We start from the raw sequence: 20,898 nt of genomic DNA, 5'->3' as shown, positions 1-20,898 counted from the left end.
TCTGGGGTTGGCGGCTGGGCTGTCGACCGTACCGGCCCCTCATGGTGGTCGGAAATGACATCCCACCAAAACCATATGCCTTGCAGTTATAAGCGCTGGCGGCTACGGTCCGGGCAAATCCTCTACAGTCCAAGGCCCCCTCCCGTGGGCCTCATGCCCCCGCGCCGATGACGCTGACCCAACTCCGCTATCTGGTGGCGATCGCCGATGCCGACCTGAACATCACGCTGGCGGCGGCGCGCGTGCACGCCACCCAGCCGGGCCTGTCCAAGCAGCTCAAGCAGCTGGAAGACGAACTCGGCTTCCTGCTGTTCGTGCGCAAGGGCCGCAGCCTGGAGAGCGTGACCCCGGCCGGGCAGGAAGTGATCGACCGGGCGCGGCTGGTGCTGGCCGAGGCCAACAACATCCGCACCTACGCCGCCAACCAGCGCCGCGAGAGCCAGGGCCAGCTGGTGCTGGTCACCACGCACACGCAGGCGCGCTTCGTGCTGCCGCCGGCGATCGCGCAGATCAAGCGGGATTTCCCGCAGGTCAGCGTGCACCTGCAGCAGGCGCCGGAGAGCCAGGCGCTGGACCTGCTCACCCAGGGCGATGCCGACATGGCCGTGGTCAGCACGGCCGGCGACCAGCCGCAGGCCGGCATCGCCGTGCCGCTGTACCGCTGGCGGCGGCTGGTGCTGGTGCCGCGCGGGCATGCGCTGGAACAGCTCGGCCGCGTGCCCACGATGGCGGACCTGGCCGACCAGCCGCTGATCAGCTACGAGTCGTCGACGCGACCTGGCTCGTCGTTGCAGCGTGCCTTCGCCAAGGTGGGGCTGGAGCCGAACATCGCGCTGACCGCACTCGATGCCGACCTCATCAAGACCTACGTGCGTGCCGGCCTCGGCGTCGGGCTGCTGGCGGAGATGGCGGTGAATGCCACCGACACCGACCTGCGCGCCTGGCCGGCGCCGGTGGAAGTGAAGGAATGCATCGCCTGGGCGGTGCTGCCGCGCGAGCGCGTGCTGCGCGACTACGCGCTGGACCTGGTGCGTGCGCTGGCGCCGCAGATCGACCGCCGCGACCTGCGCCGGGTGATCGACGGCAACCAGGACCCGGACTGGCCGGAGCCGCCGACCTGGCAGTCGCTGACCCAGACGATCACCAGCTGAGCGAGCGTCCCCCGGCGGTGTGATTGACGCAGTGTGCCCGTGGGAGCGAGTCTGCGCGCATCGCCCCCGCATCGTGCCCCATGAACCGCATCTCCCGGATGGTCGCCCGCATGTACGCCCCGGCCGTGGTGCTTGCGGTCGGCGGTTTCGCCACAGCGGAAGTGGTGACGCGCACCGAGCGCGCATTCGGTGATCTCACGCCGCAGCGGCTGGCCTCGCTTTCGTTCCTGTTGGCGATCCTGCTGGGTACGGCGTGGGCGCTGCATTCCAGCTGGCGCCTCTACCGCTGGGCGCGCGGTCGCGAACTGCGCTGCGCCTGCGGCGGCATGATGTCGCGCATCCGTTACAACCGGCAGCGGCAGAAGTACCGCAAGTGCCTCGCGTGCGGCGGCAAGAGCCTCGAGGGCGCGCATTGCGGCAGCGTGTGAGGTGGCGGTTGGATCCGGCCGCGGCCGGATGGGCGGCGGGCCTGTTCGTTCTGCTGGTCCTGCTGGCGACCGTCGGCGCGGGGCTGGGCTGGCTGCGCAGTTTCGCCGGTGACGTCATCGCAGTCGTCTGGGTGCATTGCCTGCTGGCCAGCGTCGTCTGGATGCGTCCGCCCATGCGTCCGCTGCTGGCGCTCGCCGCAGGACTGGCGGTGGAGGTGATGCAGTACGTCTGCCAGCAGGCGGGCTGGCAGGTGGCTTCGCCGGTACTGCGCATAGTGCTGGGCAGCACGCCCGACCTGCTGGACGTGGTCGCCTACCTGATCGGCTTCGCGCTGGCCTGCCTGCTGGAACGGCGGGCAGCGGACGCGCCGGCAGGCTGAGCACTCACGAAGGGCAGCGCTCGCCGACCGCCTGCTGCGCGACGCACTCGCGGTAACCGTCGGGCAGGCCGCGGATCTCATGCGTCTTGCCCGGCGACAACGTGAAGTCTTCCAGCGTCGTGCGCGCGCAGGCGGCCGGGTTCTCGCCCGGTGCGGGCGTCGGGCAACGCTCGGTGTAGACGCGGTAATGGCACTGGCCGCTCTCGCTGGCGAAGCATTCGAACTTCGCTACGCCTTCCTTCAGGGTGCTCTTGCTGAAGAGCGTGTCAATCCCGTTCTCGGTGCTGTGGTGGATGGTGGTGACGCTGGGCTTGTCGTCGCATCCTGCCAGGGCCAGCAGACAGGACATCAGGGACGTGATGATGCGCATGGCGTTTTCCTTGGGTGTTCCGTTGGGCAAAGGCATGCCCTCCACGACGCTGATGCGTCGTGCCGGCGATGCCACGTTGGATGCCGCGCGGGGCGGGCGGGTTTAGAGCGGCGTTACATGTTGCGGAACAGCGTCATGAAGGGCTGGCTGACGGTCAGGATTTCCGGTCGTGTCTTCAGTTTCAGCTTGCCTCGACCGGTCTCGTCGCGATTGACAGACGCCACCGCCTTCATGTTGACGATGGTGGAGCGGTGGATCTGCTTGAAGGTGTTCGTGTCCAGCGAGTCGAGCAGCTCGCGCAGCGGCGTGCGCAGCAGCGATTCGCCGTCGGCGGTCATCACGGTGGTGTACTTGTTGTCGGCCTGGAAGTAGGCCACGTCGTCCACCATGATCAGCTTGGTGTCCTTGCCCGCGCTGGCGGTGATCCACACCAGCGGCGGCTTGCTCGGCGTGCCCTGGCGCGCCGACAGGTGGCGCAGCAGTGCGTCGAGCGTCGCGCCATCGGGATGGCCTGCGGCCGCGCGCGCCTGGATGCGCTGCACCGTCGCGAGCAGGCGTTCGCGCGTGATCGGCTTCAGCAGGTAATCGATGGCGCCCTGTTCGAACGCATCGATCGCGTACTGGTCGTAGGCGGTGACGAACACCACCTGCGTGCGCGGGCTCGCCTCGGCCAAGCCGCGCGCGACCTCGATGCCGGTCAGGCCGGGCATGCGGATGTCGAGGAAGGCGACGTCCGGCTGCAGCTCGGCGATCGATTCCAGCGCGCTGGCGCCGTCCTCGCATTCGGCCACGATGTCGAGCTGCGGCCAGGCTTCCTTCAGCAGCGAGGACAGCGCGGTGCGCAGCAGTTCCTCGTCTTCGGCGATCACGCCCCGGAAGTTCATGCGGCACCCGTGGTGCCGTCCAGCGGCAACGTCAACGTGGCGGCGACGCCACTGGGGAAGTTGGACACGATGGCGAACGAGGCGTTGCCACCGAACGTCAGGCGCAGGCGTTCGCGCAGGTTCTTCAGGCCGATGCCGGTGCCCGTGCTCTGGCCGCCGAAGCCCTGGCCATCGTCGGCGACGGTCAGCGTCGCGTGGTCGTCGTGCTGGCGCGCCAGGATCCAGATGGTGCCGCCGCCGGTCTTCGGCTCAAGCCCGTGCTTGATCGCGTTCTCGACCAGCGTCTGCAGCATCATCGACGGCATCGGCACCGACTTCAGCGCCTCCGGCACTTCGATCTGCATCGACAGGCGGTTGCCCATGCGGATCTTCAGGATCTCGAGGTAGGCCAGCGTGCGCTCCAGTTCCTCGCCCAGCGTCGACAGGCTGTCGTCGGTGCGCGGCAGCGAACTGCGCAGGTAGTGGATCAGGTGGCCCAGCATCACGTCGGCGCGCGGCGGATCGGTGCGCGTCAGCACCTGCGCGCTGGCCAGCGTGTTGTAGAGGAAGTGCGGCTCCACCTGCGCGTTGAGCAGGTTCAGGCGCGCCACCGTCAGTTCCTTCTCGCTGACGGTCTTCACGACATCGGCCTGCTCCTGCCGGCGCTGGTCGGCGACGCGGCGGGTGATGGCGCGGGTGACGGCTTCGGCATTCTCCACGTTGACGCCGTCGTCGAGCACGAACAGGTCCAGCCACGCACTCGCGTCCGGACCCACCATCAGGGTGATGCTGCTGGTGCCGTTGCCGGGCGTGACCGTGGCCTGCACTAGGTCGCGCTTCACCGCGAAGCGGGCCATGATGTTGAAGCGCGAGGGCTGGCTGGGGCCGTCGAAGCTGTCCACGCGGCGCACCTTGACCCGCACCTGCAGGCTGTCGGGCGCGCTTTCCGCTTCTTCGGCGCGGGGGAGTTCGCGCAGCGCGCCTTCGATCAGGGCGAACGCGGCGGCGGTATCCAGCGGCACTTCGATCTGCCGGCGCTGCCGGCTCGACAGCGCGGCGCTGTCCAGGCGGCCGGTAATCAGCCAGATGCGGCGCAGATGGCTGATCAGGCCGATCAGTACCGAAATCATCACCAGCGTCGCGGCCAGGTTGAACAACCAGCTTGCGCCGCCCGCCAGGAACGTCCGGTCGAAGAGGCCGTTCCAGACCAGGCCCGCCATCAGGATCGCGACGAACCAGGCGATGAGGATGCGGATGATCAGGAGCAGGCTGGGGAACACGTCGGACACCACGGCTTCGGGAGTGCCGTGGAGGATAGCCCGCCGGTCCGAAGAGGGAAGGGGGAGCGCGACGGATCTACTGATTCGGCGACGAAACCGGGGACGGCCGGCGCGAACGGATCAGCCTTGAAGCGGGAGAGCAGGCTTCAGACGTCCAGATGGATGCCGCACTCGCGCTTGAGTCCGTAGAAGCGGGTGTCTTCCTCGCGCATGCCGGGCTCCCAGCGGCGCGTGGTGTGGAAGTCGCCGATCGACACGTAGCCCTGTTCCCACAGCGGGTGGTAGGGCAGGTCGTGCTGCTTCATGTACTGCCACACGTCGCGGTCGGTCCAGTCGGCGATCGGGTTGATCTTCCAGCGCTCCTCGCGCTGCTGCAGCACGGTCGCCGTGGCGCGGCTGGTGGCCTGGACGCGGCGCAGGCCGGTGAACCAGGTGCCGGTGCCCAGTTCCTTGAGCGCGCGTTTCATCGGCTCGACCTTGCGCAGGCTGTTGTACTGCTCGATACCGACCAGGCCCTGCTCCCACAAGCGGCCGTGGCGCGCTTCCATCCACGCGCGGCTGACCAGCGGGCGGAACACCTGCAGGTTGAGCTGCAGCCGCTCGACCAGTTCGTCGGCGAAGCGGTAGGTCTCGGGGAACAGGTAGCCGGTATCGATCAGCACCACCGGGATATCCGGCTTCTGGCGGGTGACCATGTACAGCAGCACCGCCGCCTGCGCACCGAAGCTGGACGACATCGCGGCTTCCGCCGGGCCGTGCTTGAGCGCCCAGGCGACGCGCTGCTCGGCGGTCTGTGTTTCCAGCCACGCGTTGTGCTCCGCGATCTGGTCCGTGTCCAGGGAAAGGGCGAGGGCGCTCATGCGTGAAGTTCCAGTGCGATCTGTCGGTGTGTGGGATAGGCAGGCAGGGCGACCACGCCGCTGCGGTGCAGGAAGTCGCCGAAGCCCTCGCTGCCGTCGCGTTCTGCCGCGTAACGGGCGAACAGCTCGTCCAGCGTGTCGAGGATGGCGGCCTCGTCGATGTTCTCGCGGTACAGCGTGTTGAGGCGCTGGCCGCGGGCGTCGCCGCCGAGCATCAGGTTGTAGCGGCCGGGCGCCTTGCCGACCAGGGCGATCTCCGCCAGGTACGGGCGCGAGCAGCCGTTCGGGCAGCCGGAGATGCGCAGCACGATCGGCGCGTCGCGCAGGCCGTGCCTGTCGAGCAGCGGCTGCAGGCGACCGGTGAAGTCGGGCAGGTAGCGTTCGGCCTCGGCCATCGCCAGGCCGCAGGTCGGCAGCGCCACGCAGGCCACGGCGGCGCGTTGCAGCGCGGTACCCAGGCGTTCGCCGGCATCCAGTCCGTGCGCCTTCGCCAGTGCGTCGATGCGCTCGCGCTCGCTGGCGGGCACGCCGGCGATGACCAGGTTCTGGTTCGCCGTCATCCGGAACTCGCCGCGGTGGACGTTGGCGATCTCGCGCAGGCCGGTGAGATGCGTGGCATGGGCGGTATCGGCGATGCGGCCGGCATACAGGTGCAGGGTCAGGTGCCAGCGGCCGTCCTCGCCTTCCACCCAGCCGTAGCGGTCGCCGTTGTGCTCGAAGCGGAACGGCCGCACCGGCGCCAGCGTTACGCCGCTGCGGCGCTGGATCTCGGGGACGACGGTGTCCAGCCCGTGGTCGTCGATGGTGTACTTGAAGCGCGCGCGCTTGCGCAGCACGCGGTTGCCGAGATCGCGCTGGGTGGTGACCACGGCGGTGGCGACGTCCAGCAACTGTTCCGGGGTGATGAAGCCGACCACGTTGCCGACGCGCGGATAGGTTTCGGCATCGCCATGGGTCGCGCCCATGCCGCCGCCGATGACCAGGTTGAAGCCGGCCAGCGCACCGTCTTCCAGCACGGCGATGAAGCCGAGGTCGTTGGCGAACACGTCCACGTCGTTGACCGGCGGCACGGCAAAGCCGACCTTGAACTTGCGCGGCAGGTAGGTGGCGCCGTAGATCGGCTCCTCTTCCTCGCCGCTGCCGGCGACGCGTTCCTCGTCCAGCCAGATCTCGTAGTAGGCGCGGGTGTTGGGCAGCAGGTGTTCGGACAGCTTCGCCGCCCAGGCCTGCACCTCGGCATGCGCGCGCGATTCCAGCGGGTTGGCCGCGACCAGCACGTTGCGGTTGACGTCGCCGCAGGCGGCCAGCGTGTCGATCAGCGCGGCGTTGATGGCCTGCATCGTCGCCTTCAGTTCGCGCTTGATCACGCCGTGGTACTGGAAGGCCTGCCGCGTGGTGATGCGCAGCGAATGGTTGGCGTACTGCGTGGCGATGGCGTCCAGCTTCAGCCATTGCTCCGGCGTGACCACGCCGCCCGGCGTGCGCGTACGGATCATGAACTGGTAGGCCGGCTCCAGCTTCTGCCGGCGCCGCTCGTCGCGCAGGTCGCGATCGTCCTGCTGGTAGCTGCCGTGGTACTTGATCAGGGTCTGATCCGACTCGCGCAGCGCGCCGGTGACCGGATCGGCCAGGCTGTCCAGCAGGCTGCCACGCAGGCGGTTGCTTTCGGATTTGATGTCTTCGACGGAATGGCTGCTCATGTTCGAATTCCGTCAGTACACATCGCGGCCGTAGCGGCCGTCGGTCTGCAGGGTGGTCAGGTAGTCGCGCGCGGCGTCTTCGTCCAGGCCGCCGTGCTCGACCACGATGGCTTGCAACGCCGCGTGCACGTCCTTGCCCATGGCGATGGCGCCGCAGACATACAGGTGCGCGCCGTTCTGCAGCCAGTCGTAGACATCGCGGCCGCGCTCGCGCAGGCGGTCCTGCACGTAGATCTTGCGGGCCTGGTCGCGCGAGAACGCGAGGTCCAGGCGATGCAGTTCGCCGCTGCGCAGCGCGTCCTGCCATTCGCTCTGGTAGAAGAAGCCGTGGTTGAAATGCTGCGCACCGAAGAACAGCCAGTTGCGGCCGCGCGCGCCGGTCTCGGCGCGTTCCTGCACGAACCCGCGGAAGGGCGCGACGCCGGTGCCTGGGCCGATCATCAGGATGTCGCGGTTGCCGTCGGCCGGTACGCGGAAACGCTCGTTGGCCTCGATGTAGACCGGCACCTGGTCGCCTTCCTCGCGCGCCGCCAGGAAGCCGCTGGCTGCACCACCATGGGCGTGGCCGAACGCGTCATAGCCCAACACGTCGACGGTCAGGTGCGCTTCCTCACCCACGCGCTTGCGGCTGGAGGCGATGGAATACAGGCGTGGCGCCAGCGGACGCAGGGCGGCGACCAGTTCCTGCGCGGACCAGCCCGCCGGCCAGCGGCGCAGCACGTCGACCAGCTGATGGGTGTTGAACAGCTGCGCCAGGGTGGCGTTCTGCGCGGGGGCGAGCAGGGCGTTGAGATCGTCGGCCTGCGCATGCGCGGCGTGGGTGGCGAGGAACGGACGCGACAGGCGGGTCAGTTCGCGGCGCGCAGCCAGCCATTCGCGCAGCGGCAGGGTGTCGCCGCCTTCGCTGACGACCGTTTCGCCGTCCAGGCGCAGCGCCTCGAGCACGCCCTCGACCAGCGCGCCGGGATTGCGGTGGCGCACGCCGAGTGCGTCACCCGGCTCGTAGTGCAGGCCGCTGCCGTCCAGCGACAGCTCGATGTGGCGCACATCCTTGTCGGCGGTGCCGTGTTGTCCGAAGCGCGGACCCTTGAAGTCGCGCCCGCTGATGCGCTGGTTGAGCAGCAGCTCGGCCGGGAAGGGGTGTTCGTGCGACCACACCGCCGCCTGGCCGGGGCGCAGTGGCGTGACCGTCGCCAGCACCGTCGTGGCGGTCGGCGCCTTCAATAGCTCGCGGGCCTGGGTCAGTGCCTGCTCGCGCCACGGGGTGGCGACGGTATCAATGTCGAGGTCGGCCGCGCCGGCCGGAATCAGACGGGTCGCCCCCAGCTCGGCCAGGCGGGCATCCAGGCGCTGCGAGATGCCGCAGAAGTCCGCATAGCTGGAGTCGCCGAGGCCGAGCACGGCGTACTTCAGCTCAGGCAGCTTGGGCGCGCGCTTGCCGGCGATGAACTCGACCAGGCCGATGCTGTCGTCCGGCGGATCGCCTTCGCCCTGGGTGCTGATGACGATGTAGAGCAGGCGCTCGCTGGCCAGTTCGCGCTGCGGGTAGGTGTCGGCGCGCAGCAGACGGACCGACAGGCCGGCGGCTTCGGCCTGCTGGGCCAGCGCCTCGGCGGCCCGGCGGGCGTTGCCGGTCTGGCTGCCGTAGACGATGGTCAGGCGCTGGGCGGTCGGGGTACTGGCGGCGGGGGAGGGCGCTTTCGGGAGGGCGGCAGGCGAAGCCACCGGGGCCAGTTGGGCCTGCGCCAGGCCGGCGGCGTAGCCGGAGACCCACCACAGGCTGGCACCGTCCAGCCCTGCCACCGCCTGGGCCAGCAGCGCCCGCCGTTCCTCCGCGAGGGGGATGGGGGCAAGGACAGGCTGGGTGGCGGACATCGGCGTGGCCCGTGGGCGCGACTGGGACGACCGATGTTAGGAAGGCGTTGCGCCGGCCAGAAAGGACGCATGGTTATGGGCTTATGTCGCCCGCTTATTTCGTCCGCATGAGCGCCCGGCCGAATACTGGCCTGCCTCCCGGACCCCGTGGCGACGCCTGCTAGGCTAGCCCGTCCGGTCCACCGTCCCCGCCGCCCGCCTCGATGACCGCCGTACCCCGCCTGTCCCACCTCGACCGCCTGGAAGCGGAAAGCATCCACATCCTGCGGGAGGTCGCCGCCGAGTTCCGCAATCCCGTGCTGCTGTACTCGGTGGGCAAGGACAGCTCGGTGCTGCTGCACCTGCTGCTGAAGGCGTTCGCCCCGGCCCGCCCGCCGATCCCGCTGCTGCACGTGGATACCCGCTGGAAGTTCCGCGAGATGATCGCCTTCCGCGACCAGCGCGCCGCCGAGACCGGCGTGGACCTGCGCGTGCACATCAACCCCGACGGCATCGCCCGCGACATCGGCCCGATCAGTCACGGCGCCACCGTCCATACCGACGTGATGAAGACCCAGGGGCTGAAGCAGGCGCTGGACCACTACCGGTTCGACGCCGCCATCGGCGGCGCCCGCCGCGACGAGGAGAAGTCGCGCGCCAAGGAGCGCGTGTTCTCCTTCCGCAACGACAAGCACCGCTGGGATCCGAAGAACCAGCGCCCCGAGCTGTGGAACCTCTACAACGCGCGCATCAACACCGGCGAGAGCGTGCGGGTGTTCCCGCTGTCGAACTGGACCGAGCTGGACATCTGGCTCTACATCTACCGGGAGAACATCCCCGTGGTGCCGCTGTACTTCGCCGCCGAACGGCCGGTCGTCGAGCGCGACGGCGCACTGCTGATGGTCGATGACGAACGTCTGCCGCTGCGTGCGGGCGAAGTGCCGCAGCAGCGCCGCGTGCGTTTCCGCACACTCGGCTGCTATCCGCTGACCGGTGCGATCGAGTCCGACGCCGATTCGCTGGAGAAGATCATCGCCGAGATGCTGGTGACCACCAGCTCCGAGCGGCAGGGGCGCGTGATCGACCACGATCCCGGCGCGTCGATGGAGAAGAAGAAGCTGGAGGGCTACTTCTGATGAGCGCGCCCCTCGACGGCATCCCCACCGACATCGCCTCCTACCTGAAGCAGCACGAAGACAAGCCGCTGCTGCGCTTCATCACCTGCGGCAGCGTGGACGACGGCAAGAGCACGCTGATCGGCCGCCTGCTGTACGACAGCAAGCGCCTGTTCGACGACCAGCTGGCCGCGCTGGAGAAGGACAGCCGCAAGCACGGCACCCAAGGCGAGCGCATCGATTACGCGCTGCTGCTGGACGGGCTGGCCGCCGAGCGCGAGCAGGGCATCACCATCGACGTGGCCTACCGCTACTTCGATACCGACCGGCGCAAGTTCATCGTCGCCGACTGCCCGGGCCACGAGCAGTACACGCGCAACATGGCCACCGGCGCATCGACCGCGGACCTGGCCGTCGTGCTGGTGGACGCGCGCAAAGGGCTGCTGACGCAGACCCACCGGCACAGCTACATCGTCTCGCTGCTCGGCATCCGCCACGTGGTGCTGGCGGTGAACAAGATGGATCTGGTCGATTTCGACGAGGCTGTATTCGAGCGTATCGCCGCCGACTACCGCGCGCTGGCGCAGCGGCTGGGCATCGTCGAAGTCACCTGCATTCCACTGTCGGCGCTGGAAGGCGACAACCTGTCGTCGCGATCCACGCGGACGCCTTGGTACACCGGCCCCGCCCTGCTCGAACACCTGGAGCAGGTACAGGTCGACGCACAGGAAAACGAAAGCGGCCTGCGCCTGCCGGTGCAATGGGTGAATCGTCCGCACCAGAATTTCCGTGGCTACGCAGGCACGATCGCCGTCGGTGAGGTGAAGCCGGGCGACGAGGTCATCGCGCTGCCATCCGCGCGACGCTCGCGGGTGGCGCAGGTGTTCGGCGCCGATGGCGAGGTGGCTTCGGCATCCGCAGGACAGGCCGTGACCCTCACGCTCACCGACGAGATCGACATCAGCCGCGGCGACGTCATTGCAGCCGGCGGTGATCCGCCGGAGGTGGCCGACCAGTTCGCTGCGCACGTGCTGTGGATGTCGGACGCGCCGCTGCTGCCGGGGCGGCCGTACTGGCTGAAGATCGGTGCCCGCACCGTCGCGGCCACGATTACGGACATCAAGCATCGCATCGACGTGAACACGCAGGAGCACCTGGCCGCCAAGCGCCTGGAACTCAATGAGGTGGGTTACTGCAACCTCAGCCTGGACGAGCCGATCGCCTTCGAGGCCTATGCACGCAATCGCGCGCTGGGCGGCTTCATCCTGATCGACCGCTACGACAACACGACGGCAGGCGCGGGTACGCTCGACTTCGCGTTGCGTCGCGCCGGCAACGTGCACTGGCAGCACGTCGACGTCGACCGGGCCGCGCGGGCACGCCAGAAGGGCCAGGCGCCGAAGGTGCTGTGGTTCACCGGCCTGTCCGGCGCGGGCAAGTCGACGATCGCCAACCTGGTCGACAGGCGCCTTCACGCGTTGGGCTACCACAGCTTCCTGCTCGATGGCGACAACGTGCGCCACGGCCTAAACCGCGACCTCGGCTTCACCGACGAGGACCGCGTGGAGAACATCCGCCGCGTCGCGGAAGTGGCGAAGCTGATGGCCGATGCCGGCCTGATCGTGCTGGTCAGCTTCATCTCGCCGTTCCGCGCCGAGCGGCGGATGGCGCGCGAGCGGTTCGCCGAAGGCGAGTTCATCGAGGTCTTCGTCGACGTGCCACTGGCGCTGGCCGAGGCGCGCGACGTGAAAGGCCTCTACAGGAAGGCGCGCGCTGGCCTGATCCCGAACTTCACCGGCATCGATTCGCCCTACGAAGTGCCCGAACAGCCCGACGTGCACCTGCAGGCGGGTGAGCACGATCCCGAGGCGCTGGCGCTGCAGGTGCTGGCGAAGCTGGGGCTGGAGTAGCCTGCCGACCGGCCTGCCATGGCCGGCAAGGGTCATTGGTCATGGTCCGGCGTGTGCACCACACGCCCTTTGGCGCGTTTCAGGCACCAACCGCCGCATCCGCTGCGCTTTGCGTCATGCGGGCCCGGTAAACTGCCTGAATAACGACGATTACGGGATGGTCCATGCTCAACCGATTCGCCCCCCGCGCCCTGTTGGTCGCGCTGCCCCTGGTGTTGCTCACTGCCTGTGGCGGTGACAAGGGCGCACAGGCGAGGGCCAACGGCAATGCGGGTGAGCGTCCGATCCCGGTCACCACCCAGGTCGTGCAGCCGGGCGCGTGGAACGACACCCTGCAGGCGCTGGGCACGGCGAAGGCCCGTGAGTCCGTCACCCTGACCGCCAAGGTCAGCGAGATCGTGCAGGACGTGCATTTCGAAAGCGGCCAGCAGGTCGCGGCGGGCCAGACGCTGGTGACGCTGAAGGGCGACGCCGCGCAGGCCACGCTGGTGCAGGCGGAGGCCACCTACGCCGAAGCCGAACGCCTCTACCGCCGGCAGAAGGAACTGGCCGACCAGCAGCTGATCGCGCGCTCGCAGCTCGACACCCAGCTGGCGCTGCGCGATGCCGCCGCCGCACGCGTGCGCCAGGCGCGCGCCGACATCGGCGACCGCAGCGTGCGTGCGCCGTTTGCCGGCGTGCTCGGCATCCGCCAGGTCTCCCCCGGCTCGCTGATCACGGCCAACAGCAGCATCGCCACGCTGGACGACATCTCGCGCATGTACGTGGACTTCCAGGTACCGGAAGCGGCGCTGGCCTCGGTCGCCGCCGGAAACGCGGTCACTGCCGGTGCGACGGCGTACCCGGGCGAGACCTTCGAAGGCACGGTCGAGACCGTCGATGCGCGCATCGATACGGCCACGCGTGCGGTAACGGTGCGCGCGGTGTTCCCGAACCCCGACCGCAAGCTGCGCCCCGGCATGCTGCTGGACGTGCGCCTGTTCCGCCCGGAGCGGCAGGCACTGGTGATCCCGGAGATCGCGGTGGTGCAGGTGGGTCGCGACTCCTTCGTCTACCGCGTGAAGGCGGATGGCAGCGTCGAGCAGGCGCCGGTCACTGCCGGCGTGCGCCGTGATGGTCGCGTCGAGATCGTCAAAGGCGTGGAAGCCGGCGACCGCCTGGTCATCGACGGCACCGGCAAGCTGCGACCTGGCGTGAAGGTCGCCGACGCCGCGCCGGCCGCCCCGGCGAAGCAGGACGCGCCCGCCGCCGACGGCCAGGGCTGAGCGTCATGAAGCTCTCCGATCTGTCGATCAAGCGCCCCGTCTTCGCGGTGGTGGTCAGCCTGCTGCTGGTCGTATTGGGCGTCATGTCGTTCATGCGCCTGACCTTGCGCGAGTTGCCCAACATCGATCCGCCCATCGTGTCGGTGGAAGTGAACTATCCCGGTGCGTCCGCGGCCGTCGTCGAGACGCGCATCACCCAGATCCTCGAGGATGGCCTGTCGGGCATCGAGGGCATTAAGACCATCCAGTCGAGCAGCCGCAACGGCCGCGCCGACGTCACCATCGAGTTCAATCTCAGTCGCGACATCGAGGCCGCCGCCAACGACGTGCGCGACCGCGTCAGCCGCGTGATGAACCGCCTGCCGGACGAAGCCGATCCGCCGCAGATCTCCAAGGTCGAGGCCGACGCCGACGTCATCATCTGGTTGAACATGCGCTCCACCGTGATGGACACGATGGAGCTGACCGATTACGCCGACCGCTACGTGCTGGACCGCCTGTCCGCACTGGACGGCGTCGCGCGCGTCCAGCTCGGCGGCGGGCAGCGCTATGCGATGCGCATCTGGCTGGACCGCGAAGCGATGGCCGCGCGCGGCGTGACCACCAACGACGTCGAGACCGCGCTTCGCGCGCAGAACGTCGAGCTGCCTGCCGGCCGCATCGAATCGCAGACGCGCGACTTCACCCTGCGCGTCGAGCGCGGCTACCAACGCCCCGAGCAGTTCGCCCAACTGCCGCTGCGCAAGGGCACCGACGGCTATGTGGTGCGGCTGGGCGACGTGGCGCAGGTCGAGCTCGGCGCCGAGGAACGCCGCTCCTACCTGCGCAGCAACGCCGTGCCGAACGTCGGCCTGGGCATCGTGCGCACATCGACCGCGAACGCGCTGGATGTCGCGCGCGCGGCGCGCGCCGAGGCCGAGGTCATCCAGCAGACGCTGCCGGAAGGCACCGACATCTTCGTCGCCTTCGACAGCACCACCTTCATCGAAGCCTCCATCGAGCGCGTGTACTGGACGCTGGCCGAGGCGATGGTGCTGGTGTTCCTGGTGATCTGGCTGTTCCTCGGCAGCCTGCGTGCCGCGCTGATCCCGGCAGTGACGGTGCCGGTCTGCCTGATCTCCGCGTTCATCGCGCTGTATGCGTTCGGCTTCTCGATCAACCTGCTGACCCTGCTCGCGCTGGTGCTCTGCATCGGCCTGGTGGTCGACGACGCCATCGTGGTGCTGGAGAACGTGCAGCGCCGGGCCGACCTGGGTGAGCCGGCGCTGGTCGCGGCGCGACGCGGCACCACGCAGGTGGCGTTCGCGGTGATCGCGACCACCGCGGTGCTGGTGGCGGTGTTCCTGCCGGTCGGCTTCATGGAAGGCAATACCGGCCGCCTGTTCCGCGAACTGTCGGTGGCGCTGGCGGCGGCGGTGGCGATCTCCGCGTTCGTCGCGCTGACGCTGACGCCGATGATGTCGTCCAAGCTGGTCCGGCCGCACACCGAACCACGCGGGCTCAATGCCTGGACCAACCGCACGCTGACCCGCGTCAGCGACGGCTATGGCCGGCACGTCGAGCGGCTGGTCGGCCTGACCGGCAAGCGCATCCTCGGCCTGGTGCTGGCAGCGATGGCGCTGTGCGGCATCGCGATCGTCGTGCTCGGCCTGCGCGTGCCCAGCGAACTCGCGCCTGCGGAAGACCGCGGCCGTTTCTTCGTCATGGTCGACGGTCCGGAGGGCGCGGGCTTCGATTACATGGTCAACCAGATGCAGCAGGTCGAGCGCATCGTCATGGGCCAGGTCGGCGGCGACAAGCCGATCGAGCGCGCCAACTCGCGCGTGCCGCGCGGTTTCGGCGGCAGCGAGGACATGCATACCGGCCAGGTGATCGTGTTCCTGCAGGACTGGCACGAGCGCGAGGCCACCACCGACGACGTGGTCAACGGTCTGCGCGCCGAGCTGTCCAAGCTGCCCGGCGTGCAGGCGCGCGCCAACGTGGCCGGCGGCCTGGTCGGGAGCCGCGGCCAGCGCTACCAGCTGGTGCTGGGCGGCCCCGACTACGCGGAACTCGCGCAGTGGCGCGACCGCATCCTGCAGCGGATGGAAGGCAATCCCGGCATCCAGGACCCGGACTCGGACTACAAGGAAACGCGTCCGCAGATGCGCGTGAACATCGACCGCGACCGCGCCGCCGATCTCGGCGTGTCGGTGCAGGAGATCGGCCGCACGTTGGAAACGATGATGGGTTCGCGCCAGGTGACCACGTACGTGGACAACGGCGAGGAATACGACGTCATGCTGCAGGCAGGCCGCGACAAGCGCGCCAACACCGAAGACCTCGCGCAGACCTATGTGCGCGGCAGCGACGGCGCGCTGATCCCGCTGTCCAACCTGGTGACGCTCAGCGAGATCGCCGAGCCCGGCACGTTCAACCGCTTCAACCGCCTGCGTGCCATCACCATCAGCGCGGGTCTGGCGCCCGGCTACACGATGGGCGAAGCGCTGGAATGGACGCGGCAGACCGTATCCGAGGAGCTGCCGGACTACGCGCAGATCGACTGGAAGGGCGAGTCGCGCGAATACCAGGAAGCCGGCGGCGCGATCCTGCTGACCTTCACCCTGGCGCTGCTGATCGTCTACCTGGTGCTGGCGGCGCAGTTCGAGAGTTTCATCCACCCGCTGATCATCATGTTGACCGTGCCGCTGGCGGTGCTGGGCGCGCTGATCGGCCTGTGGGTCACCGGCGGCACGCTGAACCTCTTCAGCCAGATCGGCATCGTGATGCTGATCGGCCTGGCAGCGAAGAACGGCATCCTGATCGTCGAGTTCGCCAACCAGCTGCGCGACGATGGCGCCAGCGTCGCCAAGGCCATTGCCGAATCCGCACGCGTGCGCCTGCGCCCCATCCTGATGACGTCGGTGGCCACCGTGGTGGGCGCCATTCCGCTGGTCGTCGCGGGCGGTCCCGGCTCGGCGAGCCGCGCCACCATCGGCATCGTGGTGATCTTCGGCGTGACCTTCTCCACGCTGCTGTCGCTGTACGTGGTACCGGCGTTCTACGCGCTGCTCGCACCGTTCACGCGTTCGCCGGAAGCGGTGGCGCACGAGCTGAGCAAGCTGGAGGCGGAAACGCCTTCCGTCGGTGGCCATGGCTGATGCCGGCGCGCGCCCGTTCGACGGCGTGCGCATCGAAGGCGAGGGGTTCCTGCTGCGTGCATGGCGACAGGATGATCTCGAAGCCCTGCTGCGCCATGCGGACGATCCGCAGGTGCCGCGCGGCCTGAGCGACCGGTTCCCGCACCCCTATACGCGGGCCGATGGCGAGGCGTTCCTCGCTGGTCGCGTGGTGGATCTCGCGCATCCGGTGTTCGCCATCGAGATCGGTGGCGAGGCCTGCGGCGGCATCGCCGTGCGTCCCCATGCGGGCGAGAAGGCGCACAGCGCCGAACTTGGCTACTGGCTCGGCAGGGCGCGTTGGGGGCAAGGTCACATGACCCGCGTGGTGGCGGTCTACCTCGACTGGGTGGCGTCCGCGCTGGCGCTGCACCGCGTCGAGGCCAACGTGCTGGACACCAATCCCGCTTCGGCGCGCGTACTGGAAAAAAACGGGTTCGCCGAAGAAGGCCGGCGACGCGATGCCATCCGCAAGCCGGACGGACTGCACGATCTGCGGCTTTTCGGAAGGATCTGGCCCCGCTGACCGTCTCCGGGGACTGCGCGAAGGGGCAGGTTGCGGTTATCTTGCAGGGGTCTGGCGGCGCATCCGCGTACAGCCATCCTGCCTCCCGCCCCTCACTGACCGGAGATCCCTCTCTGTGGAAGCCTTTTTCAACTGGTTGAACGGCATCATCTGGAGCAATGCGCTGATCGCGCTGTGCCTGGGTGCCGGCCTGTGGTTCACCCTGCGCACCCGGGTCATGCAGGTACGCGGCTTCGCCGAGATGTGCCGCCTGACCGTCACCGGGCAGAAGTCCGAGGCCGGCGTGTCCTCGTTCCAGGCGCTGGCCATCTCGATGGCGGGCCGCATGGGCATCGGCAACATCGCCGGTGTCGCCACGGCGATCGCCTACGGTGGTCCCGGTGCCGTGTTCTGGATGTGGGTGATGGGGTTCCTGGGTGCGTCGACCTCGTACATCGAGTGCACGCTGGCGCAGATCTACAAGGAGAAGGACGCCGAAGGCCGTTACCGCGGCGGTCCGGCCTACTACATCGAGAAGGCGATGGGCCTGAAGTGGTACGCGGTGACGTTCGCGCTGGCCACCGTGATCGCCGCGGGCTTCCTGCTGCCGGGCGTGCAGGCCAACGCCATCGCCGACAGCGCGACCAACGTGCTCTGCGGCACAGCCGGCTGCGAGTCGCTCGGCGGCGTGGGCGGCATGAAGCTGTGGATCGGCCTGGCCGTGGCGGCACTGCTGGCGGTCATCATCTTCGGTGGCATCAAGCGCATCGCCACCTTCGCTGAAGTCGTGGTGCCGTTCATGGCGCTGGGCTTCATCCTGATGGCGGTTACGGTGATGATCGTCAACGCCGACAAGGTGCCGACGATGTTCGCCGACATCTTCTCCAGCGCGTTCGGTGCGCATGCGGCCTTCGGCGCGATCATCGGCCAGGCCATCATCTGGGGCGTCAAGCGCGGCATCTACGCGAACGAGGCCGGGCAGGGCACCGGCCCGCACGCCGCCGCCGCCGCCGAGGTCTCCCATCCGGCCAAGCAGGGCTACGTGCAGGCGTTCGCGATCTACTTCGACACCATGCTGGTGTGCACCTCGACCGCGTTCCTGGTGCTGTCCACCGGCATGTACAACACCTTCAAGACCGTCACCGAGAACGGCAAGGACACACTGGTGGAGATCTTCTCCGGCGTGCCCGGCGTGCAGCCGTCGGAGGGCGCCAAGTTCACCCAGGCCGCCGTCGAATCGGTGCTGCCGGGCTGGGGTGCGGGCTTCGTGGCGCTGGCGCTGTTCTTCTTCGCCTTCACCACCATCATGGCCTATTACTACATGGCCGAAACCAACCTGACCTACCTGGCCGGTACCAAGAAGACTCACCCGCTGGCGACGCTGCTGCTGCGCCTGGGCATTGTGGGCATGGTGGTGTTCGGCGCGTACCACAACGCCGCGATGGCGTGGACGCTGGGTGACATCGGCGTGGGTCTGATGGCGTGGTTGAACGTCGTCGCCATCCTGTTCCTGCAGAAGCCGGCGCTGATCGCGCTGCGCGACTACGAGCGGCAGAAGAAGCTCGGCCTGGATCCGACCTTCGATCCGGATGCACTGGGCATCCACAACGCCGATTTCTGGAAGACCAAGGCCTGACGTGAGCAACCCCTGGAACAACCGTCCGCCACGAGGCCCCGGTGGCCCGACCGACCGGCGTCGTCCGCCGCGGTCGCAGGACGACCATGCGCCGCGTGCTCAGTCGCACCCGCGTGAGGAGCGTCCTGCAGGCGCCGGACGCAACGAGCTGCGCCTGTACGGGCTCAACGCGGTGCACGCCGTGTTTGCGCGTCGGCCGGAAGCGATCCGCAAGGTCTACCTGATCGAGTCGCGTATTCCGGCACTGAAGCCGCTATTGGCGTGGTGCGTGAAGCAGCGCGTCGGTTATCGGGTGGTGGAGGAAGGCGATCTCGATCGGCTCGCTGGCAGCACGCACCATGAAGGCGTGGTTGCCGATGTGCTGAAGGTCGAGCCGGTGCCGATGGGCGACTGGCTGCGCACGCTGCCAGAGGGCAAGCCCGTGGCGGCGCTGTGGCTGGACGGCGTGGGCAATCCGCACAACTTCGGCGCGATCCTGCGGTCGGCCGCGCATTTCGGCGTGGCCGGCATCCTGCTGCCGCGCGACTCGACGCTCGCGATTTCCGGCGCGGCCGCGCGCGTCGCCGAAGGCGGCGCCGAGCAGGTGCCATTGGTGCGCATGGGGCAGACCGACAATGCGGCGGCACAGCTGCGGAACGCGGGATTCTCGCTGGCCGCGACGGTCGTACGTGGTGGTGACGATCTGTTCGCGGCCCAACTGCCGCAGCGTCTCGTCTACGTGATGGGTGCGGAAGGCGAGGGCATGGATGCACGCCTCGCCGACGCCTGCGATGCGCGCCTGTCGATTCCCGGCAGCGGCGCCGTCGAGAGCCTCAACGTCGCCGCCGCGACCGCGGTGTTCCTGGCGCAGTGGGCGCAGCGCGCCCGCTGAGCTCTTCTGCCGTTGTAGAGCGGAGCTGCTTGCTCCGCTGCTTTTTCTCGACGTTCCGATAGCCGAGCAAGCTCGGCTCTACGCCGTCATTCCTTGAGCTGGCTACCGAAGTCACCATCGGCCTCTGCTGCCAGATAGGCGAATACGGTGTACGCGGCCACGTTCTGCGCCAGTGCGGCGGGATCGATCTTGTCCAGCGTGTCGTCGGCGTTGTGGTGCAGGTGGAAGTAGTCGCTGCCGTCCTGCGCCAGCCACGCCCAGGCCATGCCCTTCGCGGCGAACGGACTGATGTCCGGGCCTGCGCTGCCCTTGCCGGGCGCGTACTCGATGCCCAGCGGCGCCAGCGCCTGCGCGATCTGCTCGGTCGCCTTGCGCGCATGCTCGGGCGCGCCGGTGTTGAAGGCGTAGATACGGCCTGCGCCGAAGTCGCTCTCGGCGGCGATCTGGTGGTGGGTGATGTCGGCCAGGTGCTTCTCGGCATAGGCCTTGCCGCCATAGAGGCCCTGCTCCTCGTTGGCGAACGCGATCACCCGGATCGTGCGCTTCGGCGCCTGCTTCAGCTGGCCGATCAGGTGGCCGGCCGCCATGGTGATGCCGATGCCGGCGCCATCGTCGATCGCACCGGTGCCCAGATCCCACGAATCCAGATGGCCGCCGATCACCACGACCTCTTTCGGCAGGCTGCGCCCGGTGATCTCACCGATGACGTTGTGCGAGGTGTACTCGCCGTCCCAGCCGCAGTCCAGCGCCAGCGACACGCGCACCGGGCCGCGCTGCAACAGACGCGCCAGCTGGTCGGCGTCGGGAATCGTCAAGGAGGCGGACGGCACCGGCGTCAGGCCTTCGTCGAAGCGGGTGATGCCGGTATGCGCGACGCGGTGGTTGTCGGTGCCGGCCGAGCGCATCAGGAAGGCGACGGCACCTTTGCGGATCGCCGCGGACGGTCCCTTCGAACGGATGGCGCCGCCGTTGCGGTAGTCGCTGCCATCGCGCGCGGCTTTCATCTGGTAGTCGACGAAGGCGATCTTGCCGGCCAGCGAACCTTCTGGCGCGGCTTCCAGTGCGGCCAGGTCGGCGAAGCGGACGATCTCCGCCTCCACCGTGCCGGCCGGGCTGCCGCCCAGCGCGGTAATAGTGATCGGCTGGGCGTGCGCGCCGACGATGGCGGCGTGTTCGCTGCGGCGCACCCACTTGGGGAAGGTCACCGGCTCCCGCCACACCTTGTCGAAGCCGAGCGCCTTGAACTTCGCTTCTGCCCACGCCACGGCTTTCGCGTCGGCTTCGCTGCCCGCCAGGCGCGGGCCGATCTCGGTGGTCAGCGACTCCACGACTTTCCAGCCGGTGTCGTCGGCCAATGCCTGTTCGCGCAACGCCGCGGCCGTGGCGAGGGCGGCGTCGGGGATGCGGGTTTCGCGCTGGGCCGCGAAGGCGGGAATGGCGAGGGTCAGTGCGAGCAGCAGCGGAGCAAAGCGCATGGCGTATCCCGGAAAAACGAAGGCCACGAGCTTAGCAGCCCGTGGCCTCGCGGTTCCTTTGCCGGTGTTGCCGGTTC

The 20,898-nt window shown here is 68.6% G+C and carries 17 protein-coding genes; 10 read left to right on the top strand and 7 right to left on the bottom strand.

The window, feature by feature from the left end; translation table 11 throughout:
• Positions 1–167 precede the first annotated feature (167 nt).
• The 3 genes from IB230_RS13325 (at position 168) to IB230_RS13315 (ending at position 1,959) form a co-directional block, all read left to right on the top strand.
• Positions 168–1,151, top strand: a complete 984-nt coding sequence (locus tag IB230_RS13325; RefSeq protein ID WP_192272958.1) for a LysR family transcriptional regulator — start codon at positions 168–170, stop codon at positions 1,149–1,151.
• Positions 1,152–1,231: 80 nt separating this feature from the next.
• Positions 1,232–1,579, top strand: coding sequence for a hypothetical protein (locus IB230_RS13320; RefSeq protein WP_192272956.1), 348 nt, complete (start codon positions 1,232–1,234; stop codon positions 1,577–1,579).
• An 8-nt stretch (positions 1,580–1,587) separates the two neighbouring features.
• On the top strand, positions 1,588–1,959 hold the full coding sequence (locus IB230_RS13315) for a DUF2809 domain-containing protein (RefSeq protein ID WP_225589511.1): 372 nt from the start codon (positions 1,588–1,590) through the stop codon (positions 1,957–1,959).
• A gap of 4 nt (positions 1,960–1,963) precedes the next feature.
• On the opposite strand, the gene IB230_RS13310 is transcribed toward IB230_RS13315, so the two are convergent.
• From IB230_RS13310 to IB230_RS13285, 6 genes are all read right to left on the bottom strand, one after another.
• Positions 1,964–2,329 carry a hypothetical protein gene (locus IB230_RS13310; RefSeq protein ID WP_225589510.1) on the bottom strand — a complete coding sequence of 122 codons (366 nt, stop codon included), beginning with the start codon at positions 2,327–2,329 and terminating at the stop codon, positions 1,964–1,966.
• 113 nt (positions 2,330–2,442) lie between these two features.
• On the bottom strand, positions 2,443–3,213 hold the full coding sequence (locus tag IB230_RS13305; protein ID WP_192272952.1) for a LytTR family DNA-binding domain-containing protein: 771 nt from the start codon (positions 3,211–3,213) through the stop codon (positions 2,443–2,445).
• The gene (locus IB230_RS13300; RefSeq protein WP_192273928.1) at positions 3,210–4,472 is read right to left on the bottom strand and encodes a histidine kinase; all 1,263 of its coding nucleotides are present in this window, start codon (positions 4,470–4,472) and stop codon (positions 3,210–3,212) included. The genes IB230_RS13305 and IB230_RS13300 overlap by 4 nt, the downstream gene beginning before the upstream one ends.
• 146 nt (positions 4,473–4,618) lie before the next feature.
• On the bottom strand, positions 4,619–5,332 hold the full coding sequence (locus IB230_RS13295) for a phosphoadenylyl-sulfate reductase (protein ID WP_192272950.1): 714 nt from the start codon (positions 5,330–5,332) through the stop codon (positions 4,619–4,621).
• Entirely contained in the window at positions 5,329–7,032 is a 1,704-nt protein-coding gene (cysI, locus tag IB230_RS13290) for an assimilatory sulfite reductase (NADPH) hemoprotein subunit (protein WP_192272948.1), read from the bottom strand. Before cysI ends, IB230_RS13295 begins: the two co-directional genes overlap by 4 nt.
• A 12-nt stretch (positions 7,033–7,044) precedes the next feature.
• Positions 7,045–8,907: an assimilatory sulfite reductase (NADPH) flavoprotein subunit gene (locus IB230_RS13285; RefSeq protein WP_192272939.1), complete on the bottom strand. Its 1,863-nt coding sequence runs from the start codon at positions 8,905–8,907 to the stop codon at positions 7,045–7,047.
• Positions 8,908–9,110: 203 nt separating this feature from the next.
• Between IB230_RS13285 and cysD the strand changes: the two genes are divergently transcribed.
• The 7 genes from cysD (at position 9,111) to IB230_RS13250 (ending at position 19,346) form a co-directional block, all read left to right on the top strand.
• The gene (gene cysD, locus IB230_RS13280; RefSeq protein ID WP_192272937.1) at positions 9,111–10,022 is read left to right on the top strand and encodes a sulfate adenylyltransferase subunit CysD; all 912 of its coding nucleotides are present in this window, start codon (positions 9,111–9,113) and stop codon (positions 10,020–10,022) included.
• Positions 10,022–11,911: a sulfate adenylyltransferase subunit CysN gene (gene cysN, locus IB230_RS13275; protein WP_192272935.1), complete on the top strand. Its 1,890-nt coding sequence runs from the start codon at positions 10,022–10,024 to the stop codon at positions 11,909–11,911. The genes cysD and cysN overlap by 1 nt, the downstream gene beginning before the upstream one ends.
• A 164-nt stretch (positions 11,912–12,075) precedes the next feature.
• Positions 12,076–13,176: an efflux RND transporter periplasmic adaptor subunit gene (locus IB230_RS13270; protein ID WP_192272933.1), complete on the top strand. Its 1,101-nt coding sequence runs from the start codon at positions 12,076–12,078 to the stop codon at positions 13,174–13,176.
• Positions 13,177–13,181: 5 nt separating this feature from the next.
• Complete coding sequence (locus IB230_RS13265; protein ID WP_192272931.1) at positions 13,182–16,316, top strand: efflux RND transporter permease subunit; 3,135 nt, start codon at positions 13,182–13,184, stop codon at positions 16,314–16,316.
• Positions 16,309–16,860 carry a GNAT family protein gene (locus IB230_RS13260; RefSeq protein WP_192272929.1) on the top strand — a complete coding sequence of 184 codons (552 nt, stop codon included), beginning with the start codon at positions 16,309–16,311 and terminating at the stop codon, positions 16,858–16,860. Before IB230_RS13265 ends, IB230_RS13260 begins: the two co-directional genes overlap by 8 nt.
• A gap of 115 nt (positions 16,861–16,975) precedes the next feature.
• Positions 16,976–18,475, top strand: coding sequence for an alanine/glycine:cation symporter family protein (locus IB230_RS13255; RefSeq protein ID WP_192272927.1), 1,500 nt, complete (start codon positions 16,976–16,978; stop codon positions 18,473–18,475).
• Position 18,476: 1 nt separating this feature from the next.
• Positions 18,477–19,346 (top strand): TrmH family RNA methyltransferase, encoded by an 870-nt coding sequence (locus IB230_RS13250; protein WP_343227319.1) that lies wholly within the window; start codon positions 18,477–18,479, stop codon positions 19,344–19,346.
• Between the two features lie 86 nt (positions 19,347–19,432).
• Here the strand turns inward: IB230_RS13250 and IB230_RS13245 are convergent, their stop codons facing one another.
• Positions 19,433–20,821 carry a M28 family peptidase gene (locus IB230_RS13245; protein WP_192272923.1) on the bottom strand — a complete coding sequence of 463 codons (1,389 nt, stop codon included), beginning with the start codon at positions 20,819–20,821 and terminating at the stop codon, positions 19,433–19,435.
• Positions 20,822–20,898: the final 77 nt, after the last annotated feature.

It is taken from the genome of Pseudoxanthomonas sp. PXM01, assembly GCF_014851815.1.
GTDB lineage: Bacteria > Pseudomonadota > Gammaproteobacteria > Xanthomonadales > Xanthomonadaceae > Pseudoxanthomonas_A.
Note: the sequence above shows the minus strand (reverse complement) of the source record. Positions and strands in the feature narration are given on the sequence as shown.

Bases quoted from the DNA above. Each gene is read 5' to 3' on its own strand.
- IB230_RS13295 (WP_192272950.1), bottom strand. From the start codon at position 5,332: ATGAGCGCCCTCGCCCTTTCCCTGGACACGGACCAGATCGCGGAGCAC.
- IB230_RS13285 (WP_192272939.1), bottom strand. From the start codon at position 8,907: ATGTCCGCCACCCAGCCTGTCCTTGCCCCCATCCCCCTCGCGGAGGAA.
- cysD (WP_192272937.1), top strand. From the start codon at position 9,111: ATGACCGCCGTACCCCGCCTGTCCCACCTCGACCGCCTGGAAGCGGAA.
- IB230_RS13245 (WP_192272923.1), bottom strand. From the start codon at position 20,821: ATGCGCTTTGCTCCGCTGCTGCTCGCACTGACCCTCGCCATTCCCGCC.
- IB230_RS13270 (WP_192272933.1), top strand. From the start codon at position 12,076: ATGCTCAACCGATTCGCCCCCCGCGCCCTGTTGGTCGCGCTGCCCCTG.
- IB230_RS13260 (WP_192272929.1), top strand. From the start codon at position 16,309: ATGGCTGATGCCGGCGCGCGCCCGTTCGACGGCGTGCGCATCGAAGGC.
- IB230_RS13325 (WP_192272958.1), top strand. From the start codon at position 168: ATGACGCTGACCCAACTCCGCTATCTGGTGGCGATCGCCGATGCCGAC.
- IB230_RS13320 (WP_192272956.1), top strand. From the start codon at position 1,232: ATGAACCGCATCTCCCGGATGGTCGCCCGCATGTACGCCCCGGCCGTG.
- cysI (WP_192272948.1), bottom strand. From the start codon at position 7,032: ATGAGCAGCCATTCCGTCGAAGACATCAAATCCGAAAGCAACCGCCTG.
- IB230_RS13310 (WP_225589510.1), bottom strand. From the start codon at position 2,329: ATGCGCATCATCACGTCCCTGATGTCCTGTCTGCTGGCCCTGGCAGGA.
- cysN (WP_192272935.1), top strand. From the start codon at position 10,022: ATGAGCGCGCCCCTCGACGGCATCCCCACCGACATCGCCTCCTACCTG.
- IB230_RS13305 (WP_192272952.1), bottom strand. From the start codon at position 3,213: ATGAACTTCCGGGGCGTGATCGCCGAAGACGAGGAACTGCTGCGCACC.
- IB230_RS13265 (WP_192272931.1), top strand. From the start codon at position 13,182: ATGAAGCTCTCCGATCTGTCGATCAAGCGCCCCGTCTTCGCGGTGGTG.